Here is a 17702-nt window from a genome sequence, read left to right on the forward strand (position 1 = left end):
TCATACAAATCTCATTTTATTAAAAAGGGCCTGTTAGATGCACAATCTTGTAAGTTATGGCCATTTTATTGCAATCATTGTCGAAAATAGCGAAAAGACCCACTTAGTCTGGTGCGGTATGATTATTGAACAGACAAGTACCCTGTAGGTACTGATGTTGGTGGTTAAGGTTTTGCTGGAGGTTGTATGGCTGAGTTGCAAATTGAAAAGTCCACGGTGATCTCCCAACTCGAGGGCTCCGTGTTTGTCATCAGTGCAGATGGATCTGTCATACGAGCAAAGGTGGGGATGGCATTGCAGCCGGGGGACCGCCTGCAAACTGCCCAAGGGGGCCACTTTCAACTAGCCGAGCCGGGCAGTGATCCTGCTGGTGAGCAAGATATGGCCGCCAAACCTGAGCCCGTGACGCCTGCTGCTGATGGACAACCGACCGATCCGGAACTGGCCTCGTTGCAAGAGGCGATCCGTCAGGGTATTGACCCGACCGAATTGTTCCAGGAGACCGCTGCCGGTAACGCAGCCGCTGCGGGTAATATCGGTGGTGTAGCCGGTTCCAGCTCGGGTGGTTTTGTGGTGGTCGATCGTACCAATGACGCCACCCTGGCCGAGGCCGGTTTTGATACCGACCATGCGGTGCAACCTGTCGGCGATGAGCTGCTGTTTTCCGAAGAGCGTGATTTCTTTGCTGCCATCACCATCACCGAGCCCCAAACCAGCGACAACATTATCAACGCCGATGAAGCGGCTGGCGTCATCATTCGTGGTGTGGTGGATGATGTGGAGGTGGGCCAGCCGATCACAGTCACCCTTATCGATCAGGCGGGCAATTCATTGACGGTGACGACTGTGGTACTGCCCGGCTTGGTGTGGGAAGCCAATTTTGGCGATGTGACCGGCAAGCTGGTGGATGGCCCGTTGCAGATTGTGGCCAATACCCAGGATCAGGCGGGCAACAACGCCAGCGATACCGGACAGACTCTGCTCGATACCATCACCGCCATTACCCTCGATCTCGCCGATGAGAGCGACACCGGCGCCAGCCAGATCGATGATCTGACCCGCGACAATACCCCGCTGCTGCAAGGGAAGGGGGAGCCCGGCGCCACCGTAACCCTGAGCCTTGGCGGCAGCGTGCTAACCGTCCTGACGGTGGATGCCGCCGGTAACTGGCAGTATCCGTTGCCGCAAACCCTGGCCGATGGCCAGTACCAGTTTCAGGTCAATTCAGTGGATATTGCCGGCAACCGCGCCAGCGATACCCTCGTTATCAATGTCGATACCCAGGCCTTTATCGATATCGATGATCTCGATACCGCAGCCCTGTTTGGCAACAGCAGCGCCACCCTGAGCGGCTCCACCAGCAATGTGGAGGCGGGTCAGAGTGTCACCATCACACTAGTCGACAGCAATGGCCAGCCGCTGTTGACCACCTCGGCACAGGTCGGGGCCGATGGCCGCTGGCAGGTATCAGGTCTTGATCTCTCCGGTATCAATCAATCCTTTGAAGTGCGTGCCAGTGTCACCGATCTGGCGGGCAACAGCGCCAGCGATGGGGCACCGTTTATCGGTCAGAGTGAGACCCTGACGCTCTCCGAAGCCGGATTGGCCGGTGGCCCGATCACCGCGACCGGTAGCCTCAATACCGGTGCCGGTCAGGATGGCAATCTGCAAGTCCAGTTCGCCGCTGATCAGAGTGCCTTGGAAGGGCTGGGGCTCGTCAGCCATGGCGCGCCCCTTGGCTACACCATCAACGGTCAGACCTTGACCGCCAGTGCTGGTGGGGCGACTGTCTTCACCCTGACCCTCAACAATGACGGAAGTTACCGCATCGTCTGGAGTCAGAGCCTGGATCACGGTCAGGACGCGTTGCGCCTGCCGTTCAACCTCGAATATCGCGACAGCGACGGCGATCTGGTGAAGGCGCCGCTGGTGATCAATCTGGTGGACAGCAATCCGCCCAGTTTCGAGATCCCGGCCATTCCTCTGACCGAAGATGCCTTTACCAACGGCGCCGCCGTGGTGGGCGAGAGCAGCTTTGTGGTCAAACACACCGCCGATCCTCTGCTGGTGGATTCGCTGGTGTTCAGTAATCAGAACAGTACCCTGACTACCCTCAACGGCTCGGGTCTTGCCAGCGATGGTCATCCGCTGACCTTTGAATTTGCCGATGATCGCACCTTGGTGGGTTACTACCTGGATGGCAGTGGCCAACGGGTGGAGGTGCTGCGCGCCGAATTGAATGCGCAGCAGCAGGGCAGCGATCTGGCTGGGCGGGTGGTGGTCACCCTCACCGGCCCGCTCGATCATCAGGGCAGCGACACGCTTTCCCTCGGTTTGCAGGTAAGCGCCAACGAGATCGATGGCGACAGCACCAGCGCCAACCTGACCCTGACCGTCAATGATGGCAGTGATCCCGCATTGGGCATCGACAAGGGCGTCTCGCTGCAAGAGGGGGGCAACCAGAGCATCGATGGTCAGCTGCCGGTGACGGTGGGCAGCGATCGTCTGGTCTCCCTCAACTTTGAGGCGAGCCAGCCAGCGTTGGCGGGGCTCACCAGCCAGGGCAAGGCGACGACTTACGAGGTTAAAGACAACCAACTGATCGTCAAGGATTGGCAGGGCAAGGCAATCCTCACCGTTACCATCGGACTGGATGGCAAATACAACGTCTCCCTGACCGGCGTGTTTGACGAGCCGGAAGCGACCAACAGCCTCAACCTTGGCCTGAAGGTACAGGGTTCAGATTTTGACGGCGACAAGAGCAACCTCGGCACCCTCAATATCACCATTACCGATGGTGCCTTGCCGCAGGTAGACCCTGTCTCCCTCACGCTCACCGAAGATAGCAACTGGCAGCAAGGCCAGACCCTTGACGGTGATCTGACTATCACGGCTGGCAGCGATCCGCTGGCCAGCATCACTTTCGATGCCAATCAGCCGGGGCTGCAAGGGTTCACCTCGGGCAAGCAGGCCGTGACCATCGCGGTGGCCGATCATCGTATCGAGGGACGTACCCCAGATGGCAAGCTGGTGTTTGAGCTGACCCTCGGTAACGATGGCAAATACAGCTTTACCCTCCATCAACCGCTGGATCAGGGCAGTGCCGACAGCCTGCTCAAGGCGGGCTTTACCCTGCTCGACAGCGATGGTGACAAGGTCTCCTCCACTATTACCGTGGCGGTGGGTGATGGTGCCAATCCGACCATCTCTGCCGTGACCGGTACCACCATCACCGAGATGGCGCAAGGGGAGACGGCTGCCGTCAGCACCATGAGTTTCTCGGTCGCGCACGGCAGTGATGCCCTTGACCCAGCATCCCTCGGCTTTGATATCGCCGCTATTCAGAGCACCCTGACCGGACTCACCAGCCACGGTAACCCGGTCACTTTCGCTGTTGATCCCGCAACCGGCCAGCTGGTCGGAACCGCCGGTGGCCAGGTGGTGCTGCGCGCCGAGCTCAGCCTGGTCGATAACAACGGTAACTGGAGCGTCACCGCCAAGGTCACCCTGAGCGGCGAGCTGGATCACAAGGGGAGTGAATCCCTCAACCTGCCGCTGGCCGTCACCCTGGCCGATAAGGATGGCGATCGCATCGGTACCACGCTGCCGCTCACCATTGCGGACGGCAAGGCGCCGAGCTTTATTCCGGGCAAAGGCGTGTCCCTGGATGAGGGGGGCCTCACCGGCAGCAACAGCCTGAGCCAAACCGGTCACTTCGATGTGCAAGCCGGGTCGGATCGGGTGGTCGAGGTGGCCTTTGCCGATGGCAGCGAACAGCCTGCGCTGACCGCATTGGGTAAACCGGTGCAGTACGAGCTGGTGGATGGTGACCCGCAGATCCCCGGCAGCCAGCTGCTCAAGGGCTATGTGATGGTGGATGGCCAGCGGGTCGAGGTGTTCGAGGTCAAGCTGGTTGGCAGCCTCGATCAGGCGGGCAAGAACGGGTTTGACTATCAGGTCACCCTTTATCAGGGGCTTCATCAGGGCGCCAACGCCGTGATCGAGCTGCCCATCAAGGTGATCGTCAACGACTACGACAAGGCGGGCGGCAACAACGACAGCACCAGCGGCACCCTCAATATCCAGATTGGGGAAGGGGAAAAACCGACCCTGACCCTGACCGATGTAACCCTCAATGAAGGGCGCTTCGATGGCGCCAATTCTGCCACTGATGACCAGCAGACGAGCGGAAAGATCACCATCAAGGCCGACTCGGATCCGGTGACAGATGTGCGGCTGACCCTCTTCGGTCAGGTCATGGATACCAGCGGCAAGCCCATCACCCATAATGGCGAAACCCTGACCTGGAAAGCGGTTGGCACTGATGGTCACACCTTCCAGGCGGTGACCAGTGGCGGTCTGGTTGTGATGACGGTCTCCATCCCGACCGTCCCCGCCAGCATCGCCGCTCACACCAGCGCAGAGATAGGTTATCAGGTGACGGTGCATACCAACCTGGATCACGGGGCAGACAACAAGCTGGAACTGAATCTGCCGGTAGAAGTCACAGACAGTGACGGCAGCAAAAATCAGGGAACCGCCACTGTCACGGTGACTGATGGCATCAACCCGATCATATCCGCCATTGAACCGGTTCGGGTCGAGGAGTCTGATCTCGATGCAGTGAACGGTCAGCATCCGGGGACCACACCTGCAGGGAGTGGAGAAACCGATAGTGGCAAGGTGACCATCACCGCCGGTTCGGATCGGGTTGCCTCCCTTGAGCTGGATGTGGCTGCATTCAATCAGGCCAATCACCTCATGTCGGGTGGCAAAGCGGTTACGCTGGCTCCACACAGCACCGGCTGGTATCTGGCTACGGCCGAGGGGGGCAAACCCGTTTTCTGGGTCCACCTCGATGTTACGGCAGTTACAGCGTCCATCTGGTTGGCCAGCTTGATCACGGTGCACAGGGCAAGGATGAGTTGACCATCGAAGTGCCGCTGTTTGTCACCGATCATGATGGCGATCGCAGTCCGAACGTCAGTGTGACCGTGACGGTACAAGATGACATGCCTATCGGCACTGTGCTGGCACATACCCTGAGCGAGGGGAGCAGTACCGTGACCGGCGATCTGCTGCCTACTGCCAATGAAGGTGCGGATGGTGCCCGCGTCGAGTCGATTACCATCAATGGCCAGACGTACGCCATCAATGGCTCTTTGATACAAGATGTGATGAGCCCCGATGGCAAGCAGGTGATGGGAACCCTGACCATCTCTGCCGATGGCTCCTACTCCTTCAATCCTGCGGCCGGTTTCAATCACGATGCAAGTCAGCTCAGCCAGGTGGTGACAGCCCATCTGGTCGATGGCGATGGCGATCGAGCAGACAGCACCCTGACCCTCAATCTGCAGGATGAAGGGGTGCGTTTTACCGTTAGCGCAGCCATTGGTAACGAAGATCAGGGGGCGCAAGACCCGAGGCTGGGTATCCCTATCAACATGCAGCTCGATATTGGCGATTTCGATCGCGGTGAGCATGTGGATCAGTTGCTTATCCAGGCGCCTGCCAATGCCCATGGCACCTTCTATTACAACGGGGTTGCCCTCACCACCACGGCTGATGGCAAGTGGTTTATCGTGCCGCCAGCGGCCATGGTGACCAGTGATAATGTTCACTACACCACTCAGGGGGTGACCTTTGTGCCTTCAAGCAACTGGTCGAGCTGGAGCAATGGCGGTCAGCCGCTGCACTTCCAGGTGCAACTGCAGGTCGGTGTCACCGCAGGGGCGGCACCTGCGGCTGTAACGGGGGATCTGGCTGTGACAGTGCGCGGCGTGGCCGACAAGCCGATGTGGGACACAGCCAACACCACTCGCCACTATGACACCAATGAAGACAGCACGGGTATCAAGCTGGACGTCAAGGCGAGCCTGACTGACACCGACAGCTCCGAGACGTTGACCTATCAGATCAAGCTGGAAGCGGGCAAGGGAACCCTGATGCTCAACGGTGTCGAGCTCAAGCCAAATAGCAGTGGCATCTACACCGTTTCGGTAGGCAACATCAACAAGGTGACTGTGGTTCCGGGCAAGGATTTCAGTGGTGACATCAAGCTGTCGGTGACGCCGATCAGCACCGAGAAGAACCCGATCGCTCAGGGTCAGGGTACGGCGCAGGGAGACAAAATTGATCTGGTGATCAATGTCAATCCGGTGGCCGATGACGCCAAGCTCACCGTGCGTGACATTCAGGGCAAGGAAGACACCCTGCTCGATCTGGGCAGCAAGATTGCCCTTGCTCATCTGGGTGACAAACTCGATGGCTCCGAGCAGATGTTTGTCCGCATCAGTGGCCTGCCTGACGGTGCAACCTTGTTGCTGGGTGGTTCCGCCGTTGCACAGAACATAGCCGGTTACTATGAGGTTCCTTTTGATCGGATTGGCGAACTCAAGCTGCAACCGCCGAAAAACAGCAACGTCGATTTCGACCTGACCATCAAGGGGGTGGTGAAAGACACGGCGACCTTGACCGATGCCAGTGGCCAGACCCATACCGTGGTGAACGAGAAGGAGACGGGCTCCCAGACCATTCATGTGGATCTGGTGGGGGTGGTGGATCAGCCCCATTTCGAGCTTGGCAATACCGGCTGGGAGGTAGAGGGGACAGGCTATGCCACCACAGTGGGTGAGGATGGACGGGCACCGCTCAACTTTACCCTCACCTCGGGCGAGTGGGCCGATACCCCGCACGACACCTCCGAGAGCCTCAACGTGGTGCTGCAAGGGCTGCCGGAAGGTGCCCGGGTCTTTGATGCCAATGGCAAGGAGCTGACCCTCACCTTTGCCGGACTCGACGCCCATGGCAAGCCGACCTATCAGGTCGATGTCTCCGATTTTGGCAACCTGCTTATTCAGCCGCCCCATAACAGCACGGCGGATTTGAACCTGATCGCCAAGGTGGTGGTGACCGAGAACGATGGCGACCACAAGAGCTTCGATGTGCCGCTGCATATCAAGGTGGAGCCGGAGATTGACGCCAACGACTACAGCAAGACCAGTCATGGCCTGGAAGATCAGTTTACCGTGCTGGACTGGCATCCGACCCTTACTGACGGCGCCGAGAAAGTCACGGCGCTGAGTCTCTCCGGGGTGGAGGATGGCTACCAGATCTGGCTGCGAGTCGGCGGTGTCGAGAGCCAGCTGATCTTGGTCAGTGGCAAGGTCACCCTGACTGCTGCCCAGCTCGACAGCCTGCTCAACGGGGGCCAGCTGCTGGTGAAGGCGCCGGAGGATAGCGATCGGGATACCACTATACAGAGCCACGTCACCGTGACCCAGCATGATGTGGATTCGGGCGCGGTGGCCGAGAAGGTGATCGATGGCAATCTGCATGTCGATATCCAGGCCGTGGTGGAGCCCGATGGCGTGCTGACCCAGAGCGGTGGAGCTCTCGTGGGGCAGAGCGGTGCTGATATAGACCTGACTGGACGCTTCGTCTTTACCGACCTCGATCCCTCGAGCGTCGAGGAGATCGACTATCTGGTGATCAACCTGCCGGTGTTGAATGGTGGTGCAGGCGATCAGTTCGTGGTGGTTGGCGGTATCAACAACGGTAACGGCAGCTGGATCGTGCCGGCGGGCAACCTCGGCAGCTTCAAGCTGCATGCGCCGGACGGGTTTGTCGGCAAGGTCGAACCGATCCGCATCGATGCCATGGTGATCGACAGGGGCGATGATGGCGATGCCAGTGCCCATGTCAAAGTGAGCCTGGAAACCAGTGCCGAATTTGAGAACCAGCCAGTGACGCCCAAGACGCCGGCGGCGACTGTCGATATCGACGACAACGCCGTGCTGGTGGGCAAGGAGGATATCCGGGTTGATTTTGGTCAGCAGCTCAAAGGCGTGATCCATATCGGCGCCGCCGACCAGGCGAGCGACGAGGTGACCATTGTCCTCAAGGGGTTGCCAGCGGGCGTCACCATCAGCGGGGCCGAGTACAATATCTCGACCGGTGAATACGTCATCAAGGTGCCGCCGTCACTGGCGGGCCTGGAAGGGTTGACCCTTGGCTTGCCACAGGACTTTGCTGGCTCGCTCAATATCGAGGTGAAGGTGGTGAATACCGATACCGCCAGTGGCGATATCAAGGTTGACAGCAGCACGGTTAGGGTCGATGTGGCCCCCGTAGTCGATGTGAATGGTGGTCGTGGCGAGCATCCGGAACTGACACTGACCGTGCAGGACACCAATCAGGACGGGCAGCCGGACAATCTGGAAGATAGCGAGATCCACCTCGATCTCTCGGTGAAACTGGCCGATATCAGCCCCTCCATCGCGGGCGGCGGTCTCGAAACCGTTGAGCGGGTCACCATCACGGTGGATACGAAATATGGTTACTTCCTCGATGGCAGCGGCAATCCGGTCAACACCCTGGTGGTCAACGATGTGGCAGCCCTCAAGGACTTGGTGTTTGTGCCCAAAGAGCACTTCAGCGGTCAGGTACCGCTCGACATCAAGGTCGATATCGTCGATACCGCGCTGGTCGGCGGCCAGCAGGTGACTGACAGCGGCAGCTGGAGCGGACAGGTCGGCTTTGAGGTGAGACCGGTCAACGATCCGGCCCAGCTCTCGGTGCATAGCGTCACCGGGAGCGAGGATGGTACGGTCAACCTTGCCGGATTTGGCGCAACCCTAATCGATAACGATGGCTCGGAGCAGATCGTCGCGCTGCAGATCAAGGGGGTACCGGATGGCTTCACCCTGTCGGCTCCGGCGGTCAACAATGGTGGCGGCGTCTGGCAGATCCCGGTGGGGACCGATTTCTCCAAGCTGACCCTGATCCCGCCAGCTGATTTCAGCGGCACCGTGGAGCTGTCGCTGAGCGCCTTTACCCTCGACAAGGGGCTCACCATTCCACTCGAAACCAGTGGCAGCTTTACCGTCACCGTCAATCCGGTGGGGGATGCCCTTATCGCCGACATTCAGGGTCAGGCGAGCGGTACCGAAGGGGATGTGATCACGCTGGATCTGGGGCTGGAGACCCGGGATACCCAGCCAACCGGCGGCAGTGCGGGTAATGTGCATGAGAACAAGCCAGAGCAGGTGCGGGTCACCATCGAAGGGGTGCCTGATGGCGCCGAGATCCGCTTGCCAAATGGCGTGGCGGGGACGGTTGTTGATCTGGGTGGCGGTCGCTGGCAGGTCACTACCGAGGGCGGCAAGCTGGGTACGGTCGAGCTGGTGACCAATGATGCCAACGGTGCACTGGATCTCAAGATCACCGCCCAGAGCCTCGACAACGGCACCCTTGGCCCCGAGGTCAATGGCACCATCCATGTGGAGGTGAGCCCGGTCAACGATGCGCCAATCAACGTATTGCCAACGACCCCTCAAGTCGCGCAGGAAGATCAGCCCTTCGTTATCCACGGTTTGCAGGTGAAAGATGTGGATGCGGGCAACAGCCCCATCAAGATCACCCTCTCGGTGGAGCATGGTACCCTGACGCTGCCTGCTGGCAGCGGCGTGACGGTGGTCGGCAACGGCACCGGTTCGCTGGTGCTGACCGGCACGCTGGCCGATCTCAATGCCTTGCTCTCTGGTGGGGTCACCTATCAGGGCAACAGTGATTTCTACGGCAATGACGCTCTGACCATGGTCACCAACGATCAGGGGAACACGGGTAGTGGCGGGGCACTCAGCGATACCGATGTGCTGCCCATCGAGGTGCAGCCGGTCAACGATGCGCCGGTCAATCAGCTGCCTGGCAGCATGACGGTCAAAGAGGATGGCTCCCTGTCGCTCTCTGGCGTCAGCGTGAAGGATGTGGATGCAGGCAGTGCGCCTGTCTCCATGGTGCTGCGGGTCGAGCATGGTGTGCTGACCTTGCTGGGTGCAACCGGTGCCGTGATTGTGCAGGGGGCGGGTACCAGCGAGATCACCTTGGTGGGGTCGCTGGCTGATCTCAACCAGTTGCTGGCAAGCAACCTGCACTATGAACCGGCCAAAGATTTCTGGGGAGAGGATACCCTTACCGTCACTACCTCTGATCAGGGCAACAGTGGTGCGGGCGGTTCTCTGAGCGACACCGATCAGGTGACAATCACTGTCACTCCCGAGCCGGATATGCCGGGTCTGACGGTGGATCAGCATGCGTTCCATGCCTTGCAGGGGGCCGTTATCCCCCTTGGCATCAATGCCAGCGTGGTCAATCCGGCAACCGGTGAGCTCTCCATCCGCATCAGCGGTCTGGATGGGGCGCAGGTGCAGGACGAGCATGGTCAGATCGTTGGTCATGCCGATGGCAATGGCGACTGGCTGATCCCGGCCGATCACTCGGTTCCGCTCTACTTCAGCGGTTTTGGCGACGGTGACCATGTGCTGGGGATCAGTGCCGAGTCGAGTGTCGGCGGCTCAACCGTCAGCACGCCCCTTGAGACCATTACGGTGCACGGCCAGAGTGGTAATGAGTTGGTCGGTTCCGATCAGGGGGATTGGCTGTTTGGCTCCGCTGGCGATGACCGTCTATTAGGGGGGCATGGCAACGACATCCTCACCGGCGGGGCTGGCAGCGATCTCTTCGTCTGGCAGAACGGGGATGAGGGGAGTCAGGGGCAGCCCGCCATCGATACCATCACCGACTTCCATCCGGAACAGGGGGACAAGATCGATCTGGCTGATATGCTGCAAGGGGTCACTGGCAATGGTGTCGATGATCTGCTCAAGCATCTCTCAGCCTCGGTGACCACGGGGAGCAATGGCCTGAGCGATGTGAATCTCTCGGTTTCCCCCGCGGGTGATGGCCAGATAACTCAGCAGATCACCCTGAAGGATGTGGATCTAACCAGCTGGAATCTCACCAGCACCTCGTCCCACGATATCCTGCAGAGCATGCTGGAAGATCAACATAGCCTGATCATCCAGCACCCCTGATAGCGTGCGTGAAGCTTAAAAAAGAAGAGCCGGCAATTGCCGGCTCTTTGTTTATCTCTGCGTGGATTGTTTTTATGCGGCCGTAAGGGCCGGGGATTCAGGCCAACGCCTGGGCCAGCAGGTGGATCGGATGTTCACAGCGGAAGCTGGTGCTCATCTCGATCTGCCATTTGCAGGTCTCGCAGTCGGTGATCACCAGATCGGGGGAGAGGCGGTTGATTTGATCAAATAGCCCCTCGCCGATGGTCTGGCTGGTCTGGTAGTTCTCCGACTTGAAGCCGTAGGTGCCGGCGATACCGCAGCACTGGGACTCCAGCACCGTCACCTTGACTCCGGGAATGGCGCGCAGCAATTCGAGGGTGTAGATGACGCCCCCCATCTTCTCCATGTGGCAGGGGGTGTGGTAGGCGATGTGCAGATTGAGCGGCTTCATCGCCGGTTTGTTGCCCTTGTAGAACTCGTTCCACAGGAAGCGGGTCACCAGCGAGATGCGATCCCGCACCTTGTGGTTATCCTGCTCCAGCAGGTGGGGGTATTCGTCCCGCAGGGTGAAGCCGCAGGTGGAGGAGGTGGCCAGCAGCGGCATCTCGTTGCCCAGCAGGGAGTCCTCCATCTGCTTGATGTTGAAGGCCGCCTGTTGCTTGGCCTTGTCCATGAAGCCGTTGGCAATCAGCGGCACGCCGCAGCACTTCTCCCGCTCCAGCAACTGCACGCCGATGTTCATGGCGTTGAGCACCTGTACCAGCTCCTTGCCAAGCTGCGGGTGGTTGTAGTTGACATAGCAGCCGTGGAAGTAGGCGATCTGCCGCGCAAAGCGGGCCTGAGATTCTTTTTGCTTCTTGTACCAGCCGCGGAAGGTGCCCTGGGAGTATTTGGGCAGATCGCGGTGGGATGAGACCCCCAGCGCCTTGTCCAGCACCAGCTTCATCGGCTTGAGGCCGGTGGTGAAGTTGACCACCGGCGCCATCAGGGTAGACATGCTGCCCATCAGATCGGTGTGGGAGAGCACGAACTCGCGGATCCCCGGTTTGAAACCGCTGTACTGATGCTTGGCCTTGGCAATGATGTCACCGATGCGCACCCCGCTCGGGCAGGCTACTTCGCAGCGCTTGCAGTTGGTGCAGTGTTTGAGGGCGCTATCGAACAGCTCGGGGCTCTTGATGCGCAGCCGCTCCCCATCCGGGCCCGCCTGTTTCGGGCCGGGGTAGGCGGGGTTGGCCTTGGCCACCGGGCAGTAGGCGGTACAGACGGTGCATTTGATGCACTGATCGAAAGTTTGGTTGGCGTGATCCAGTAGCATGTCAGTTCTCCTCCCGGCGATGATGAAGACACGGGATATGGGACGTAGTAATCATTGGGCCGCGCCCAGAATATGGCCGGCAGCCTGCCAGCCGGTGGCAACGGCAACGCCGGAGCCTGAGCCCTCTTTAATGGGGTCGTAATGGGCCAAGACACTGCCAGCGCCATAGAGGTTGGTGAGCGGTTTGCCGCCACGCAGCACTCTGAGTTTGTTGTCGGTCTTGACCCCGAAGCCCATGAAAGGGTGATGGTCGAACAGGCGGCGACCGGCCCAGGCGTCACGCTCCTCCAGACTCAGCACATCGGCATCGAAGATGGGCTCGCGAATGCCACGCAGACGGGACTCCAGCCCACGGCTGAAGAAGCTGCCGGAGGCGAGCACGAAGTTGTCCGCCTCGAACAGCTGATCATCGCCATTCTGGGTATGTACGCCGACCACCCGGTCACCGTCGTAGCGGGCGCCCAGCACCCGCTCGCTGGTGAGGAAGGTGCCGCCAAGGGCCATAAAGCGGCGCTTGAGCGCCTCCTGCATTCTCATTCCGATCAGAGACGGCGGCATGGTGGCCACCTCCTTGATGGTGCAGCCGGTACGCTGTTCCAGCTCCGCCAGACGCGGGCCTACCAGCCCCAACGACAGGCAGGCGGGCAGCACGATATGGCGGCAGCCGGGTACGCCGCTCTCCTGCACCATGCGGCTGATCTCGCGGGCCAGATCGGCCACCAGATGATGCTTGTCACACAGGCGCGCGATATCGGCTGAGCGAAACTCGTGGGGATTGCGGCTGAATTCCGCCAGCTGGGGCAGGCGGATTTCGCCAGTCAGAATGCGGCAGTGGGCAAAGCGCGGATGGGTCGCCAGATTGGCGGCCGCCAGTGCCGGATGAAAGTCACGAAAGCCCTCGAGGGTGGCCAGCAGCAGCACGTCCGGGATCGGCGCATCGGTCACGCAGGCACAGGTATCGGGGGAGAGCCAGGTACGCTTGAGGGTGCCGATGGGGGTCAGGCGCTGGTGATTGGTGTCGTGGCGCACTAGAGGCAATCCCTGTTCGGCGCAGTGGCGCTGCAGATCGGCCAGGCTCGCTTCGATATTTTGCATTCCGACTTTGCTGTAGGGGTGATCCGGATGGGCTGCCATAAATGCAGGCAGCGTCGCGCGGGGATCTCCCTCGCTTTCGAGCAGATCGACTGAGCCGGAGGAGAAGTGCAGGGCACTCTGGCCGGAGGCCATCAGCAGAGTCTTCTGGCCCGCCTCCACCAGCCGCAGGGCAGCCGAGAGTCCCGCCATGCCACCGCCGATAACGATATTGTCAAACTTCATGACGGCTCTCCTTGTGAGTGGTCTCGCTGGTTGGGTCGCGTGGGGTATCGGCGACCAGCTGTGGCGCCGTCCATTCCCCCAAGCCAAACAGCCCTTCGTAGATCCAGTAGGTGAACTCGGCCTCGCGCAGGGCATCACCCCACAGGACGGGGCGGGTTCCCTTGTAGCGCTCTTCCAGGAACTGGCGCAGCATGACGCAGGCCTGACGACCGTCCGCCTTGCCATACTCCTGCATCAGGCCGGCGGCGCGGTAGGCACACAGCTCGCCCTGACAGGGCCCCATTCCCAGACGGGTGCGGCGGCGCAGATCGATGAGGTTGTCCACATCCAGCTCGCGCAGGGCGTATTCGATTTCGCCCGCAGTGACCATTTCGCACTCGCAGATCAGGGCGTTGGCCTTGGGATTGTCACGGAAGAAGGCGATGACCCGCTCGCCGTGGCGGTATTGGGCTGAGCCTTCGACCGGCACCGAGAGACCGGGGGCGGAGACCTTTTCCGGATCCCGCGAGCCGGGCAGGCTCAGTTCGGCGGTCTGGCAGGGCTTGCTGTTACCGAGTTTCTTGGCCAGCAGATCGGTGGCCCACTCAGCCATCAGGCGGTAGGTCATCAGCTTGCCGCCGGTGATGGTGTTGAAGCCCTTGAGACCATCCCGCTCGGCGTGATCGAGCAGCACGATACCGCGGCTGATGTTGCGGCCGGTGTCGTCACCGTCCACCGCCACCAGCGGGCGCACCCCGGCGTAGGCGCGCAGCAGACGGGTGCGGGCCATGATGGGAGCGAGCTTGATCCCCTCGCGCAGCAACACTTCGACCTCTTCGGGTTCGACGGTGAGCTGGTCAATCTTGTTGTAATCGATGCGACTGGAGGTGGTGCCGATGAGGGAGATGGTATCGCCCGGCACCAGAATGTCCGCATCCGCCGGTTTGCGGGCGCGGTTGAGCACCAGCTGGTTGATGCGGTAATCCATGATGAGCAGGGAGCCCTTGGCCGGGAACATGCGGATGCCGAGATCGGCGTATTCGCAAATTTGCTGGCCCCAGATGCCGGCGGCGTTGATCACCTCCTGACACTCCACCTCGAACGCTTCGCAGGTGCGGGTGTTGATGGCCTTGACCCCGTGCACCCGATCTTGCGTGCGCAAGAGCCCCAGCACCTTGCAGTGGGTAAAGATGCGCGCGCCGTGCTCTTTGGCGTCCAGCACGTTGGCAGCAGCAAGGCGGAACGGGTCGACCGTGCCATCCGGCACATGGATGGCGCCGATCATCGCCGGGTTGGCATTGGGCTCGAGCAGCAGCGCTTCGCGGGGATCAAGTTGGCGAGTTTCGATACCGGCCAGGGCGCAGGCATCCATAAAGGTGCGTTGGAAATTGATGTCATCTTCCGGCAGGGTGAGGAAGAGGCCGCCCGTGTCCTCGACACAGTGGCTGGCAATCCGCTTGAGGATGCGGTTTTCCTGGATGCATTCGCGGGCGGACTCCTGATCCGTTACCGCGTAGCGGGCACCGGAGTGGAGCAGGCCGTGGTTGCGGCCGGTGGTGCCGGCGGCGATATCATCGCGCTCGAGCAGGATGCAGTCGATGCCGCGCAGTGCGCAATCGCGCATGATGCCGGCCCCTGTGGCACCGCCGCCTATGATGACGACTTGTGTAGTTATTCTTTTCATTGTTGCCCGTCTCATCTCTTCCAGATGAGGCCAGTGTGGCCTACTTCTGAGTGGAAATGTTTGATATGGGCCAAATTTGCGTTCGCAAACGCTCATTTGCTCGCGCGTTAATGAGCATTATGTGACATTTGTCACGCTTGTTATCGCATCGGTTTGTAGGCTGTTGGCGAATAACAGGCACAAAAAAGGGGCATCGGATGCCCCTTGTCACTGTTTGACGAGTCTGGTGGGGGTGTGATGCGTCAGCCGCAGCACTTCTTGTGCTTTTTGCCGCTGCCACAGGGGCAGGGATCGTTGCGTCCTGCCTTGAGGGGGGCTGGATCCTGCTCTCCCTCGGTGTAGACCCAGCGCCCCTGATAACGCACGAAGCGAGAACGCTCATGGAGGCAGTGACGCTCATCCCCTTCCAGAAACCAGGCTTTGAACTCCACCATCCCGGTTTCATCCTCCGGGCCACCCTGGCTGGCGATGATCTCGAGACCATCCCAGCGGGTGTCGATGCGTGAAAGCTCTTCGGCGGTGAGGCCGCCAAGGTGGGCCGGGTGCCAGCTATGGACCAGATACTCCCCCAGACCAAGCACAAAAGCGCTGTAGCGCGAGCGCATCAGCTGTTCCGGGGTGTCAGCCACAGCGCCACTGTGACGTGAGCCACAGCACAATTCGAGAGAAAGGGTTGAGCCGCAAGGACAAAGATTCATGATTTTTACGTTCTGGCCGATTTGTTTAAGGGAATTGTAACGAAAGCTGGGCTCGCCCTGCCAGCACCTATACTGATGAGTAAGCAAGGAATTCCAATAAAAACAGCTGCAAGGATGTGAAAGATGACGCTAAAGCAGAAAATCCTGTTACTGGGTGCAGTACCCGTGCTGCTGATGGCCCTGGTGGTCAATCTCAGTAACTACATGGTCTCCAAGCGCGATCTGGAGTCTGATCTGGTGGTGGCGAGGGAAAATGCCATCAAGGAGCGTAAAGCGCTGCTCAGCAGTTACATCATGATGGCCAAAACCGCCGTCGATGCCGTGTATTCCCTGCCGGATTCTCCGGAAAATCGTCAAAAGGTCAAAGAGTTGCTCAGGCCGCTGCGTTACAGCAGTGACGGCTACTTCTTTGTCTATGACTTCGAGGGCAACACCATACTGTTGCCGGTGCGTACCGAGCTGGAGGGGAAAAACCGCTGGAACGACAAGGATGCCAAGGGCAAGTTGCTGATCCAGGAGATCCTCAAGTCGGCCCGTCAGGGGGATGGTTTTACCGAATACTGGACGGCCAAGCCCTCCATCAGTCGCGATGCCCCCAAGCTGGCCTTTACTCTGGTGCTGGACAAATACCAGTGGGCTATTGGTACCGGTTTTTATATCGATGATATCGACAACGAACTTGCGGCCTTGCGGGCAGAGCGCGAGAGCAACATGCATGCCTCGTTGCAGAGCAGTGTGCTGGTGATCCTGCTGATCCTGGGTATCACCCTGGCGGCGACCGTCATTGTGGGCAACCGGGTCACCAAGCCGTTGGCGGATGCGGTGCTGGCATTGAACGATATTGCCAACGGCGACGGGGATCTGACCCAGCGTCTCAAGGTGCAGAGTCAGGACGAGATTGGCCAGCTGGCCAGCGCTTTCAACCGCTTTGTCGAGCGGATCCAGTCGGTGGTAAGTCAGGTGGGCGAGACCAGCAACCACCTCTTTAGCGCGGTCGACAAGTTGCACCATCTGAGCGAGCACTATGACCATCAGATGCAGGGCCACAGCCGCGAGACCGATCAGGTGGTCACAGCGGTGACCGAAATGAGCTCCACCGCGCAGGAGGTGGCGGCCAGTGCCTCCAATGCCGCGACGGCAACCAGCGATGCGGCCCGTGAATCGGACGCCGCCCGAGGTGTGGTGAGCGGGGCCATCAACAGTATCAACCGGCTGGTGGGGGAGGTACATACCGCCTCCGGCGTTATCGAGCAATTGGCGCAAGAGACCGCCAAGATTGGCTCTGTGGTGGAGGTCATTCGCGGCATTGCCGAGCAGACCAACCTGCTGGCGCTGAACGCCGCTATTGAGGCGGCCCGTGCCGGTGAGCAGGGGCGGGGCTTTGCGGTGGTGGCGGACGAAGTGCGTTCGCTGGCCGGCCGTACCCAACAGAGCACCAAAGAGATCAACGAGATGCTGCAACGTCTGCAGGGCGGGGTGAAGCAGGCGGTGGAGGTGATGCAGGCGAGCGAGGATCGCAGCCAGGAGACGGTGCAGGAGGCGAGCCATATCGCCAGCTCCCTCGACAGCATGGTGATGGCGGTCAGTACCATCAACGACATGAACATCCAGATCGCCACCGCCGCCGAGGAGCAGCACGCGGTCTCCGAGGAGATCAACAAGAACCTGGTGGCCATTCAGCAGATTGTCAGCGAGCTGACCAGCGCGGCGGTGGAATCCAACAGCACCACCCGCGATCTGGCCAGTACCGGCGACAAATTGCGCAAACTGGTATCGCAATTCCGTTATTGATCCTGCCTGGGTCCGTGACGGCAACCACAAGATGCGGCCTGACCCCCGGTTCAGGCCGC

General features: G+C 60.1%; 5 protein-coding genes and 1 pseudogene. 2 read left to right on the top strand and 4 right to left on the bottom strand.

Annotated elements, in window-relative coordinates:
- The first annotated feature begins 186 nt into the window (after positions 1-186).
- Positions 187-10874: pseudogene (locus OKC42_RS22690) on the top strand (retention module-containing protein).
- A gap of 97 nt (positions 10875-10971) precedes the next feature.
- Here OKC42_RS22690 and glpC read toward each other — a convergent pair.
- The 4 genes from glpC to OKC42_RS10335 all read right to left on the bottom strand — a co-directional run bounded on the left by glpC (position 10972) and on the right by OKC42_RS10335 (position 15852).
- A complete protein-coding gene (glpC, locus tag OKC42_RS10320; protein WP_199428586.1) occupies positions 10972-12174 on the bottom strand; it encodes an anaerobic glycerol-3-phosphate dehydrogenase subunit GlpC in 1203 nt (400 codons plus the stop codon).
- Positions 12175-12225: 51 nt separating this feature from the next.
- Positions 12226-13491, bottom strand: a complete 1266-nt coding sequence (gene glpB / locus OKC42_RS10325; RefSeq protein WP_199428587.1) for a glycerol-3-phosphate dehydrogenase subunit GlpB — start codon at positions 13489-13491, stop codon at positions 12226-12228.
- Entirely contained in the window at positions 13481-15154 is a 1674-nt protein-coding gene (glpA, locus tag OKC42_RS10330; protein WP_199428588.1) for an anaerobic glycerol-3-phosphate dehydrogenase subunit A, read from the bottom strand. Before glpA ends, glpB begins: the two co-directional genes overlap by 11 nt.
- 242 nt (positions 15155-15396) lie before the next feature.
- Positions 15397-15852, bottom strand: coding sequence for a YchJ family protein (locus OKC42_RS10335; protein WP_075115082.1), 456 nt, complete (start codon positions 15850-15852; stop codon positions 15397-15399).
- Between the two features lie 123 nt (positions 15853-15975).
- On the opposite strand from OKC42_RS10335, the gene OKC42_RS10340 reads away from it, so the two are divergent.
- Positions 15976-17643, top strand: coding sequence for a methyl-accepting chemotaxis protein (locus OKC42_RS10340; RefSeq protein ID WP_199428589.1), 1668 nt, complete (start codon positions 15976-15978; stop codon positions 17641-17643).
- Positions 17644-17702 lie beyond the last annotated feature (59 nt).

This window comes from Aeromonas sp. Y311-2, from assembly GCF_027706025.1.
Lineage (GTDB): Bacteria > Pseudomonadota > Gammaproteobacteria > Enterobacterales > Aeromonadaceae > Aeromonas > Aeromonas veronii.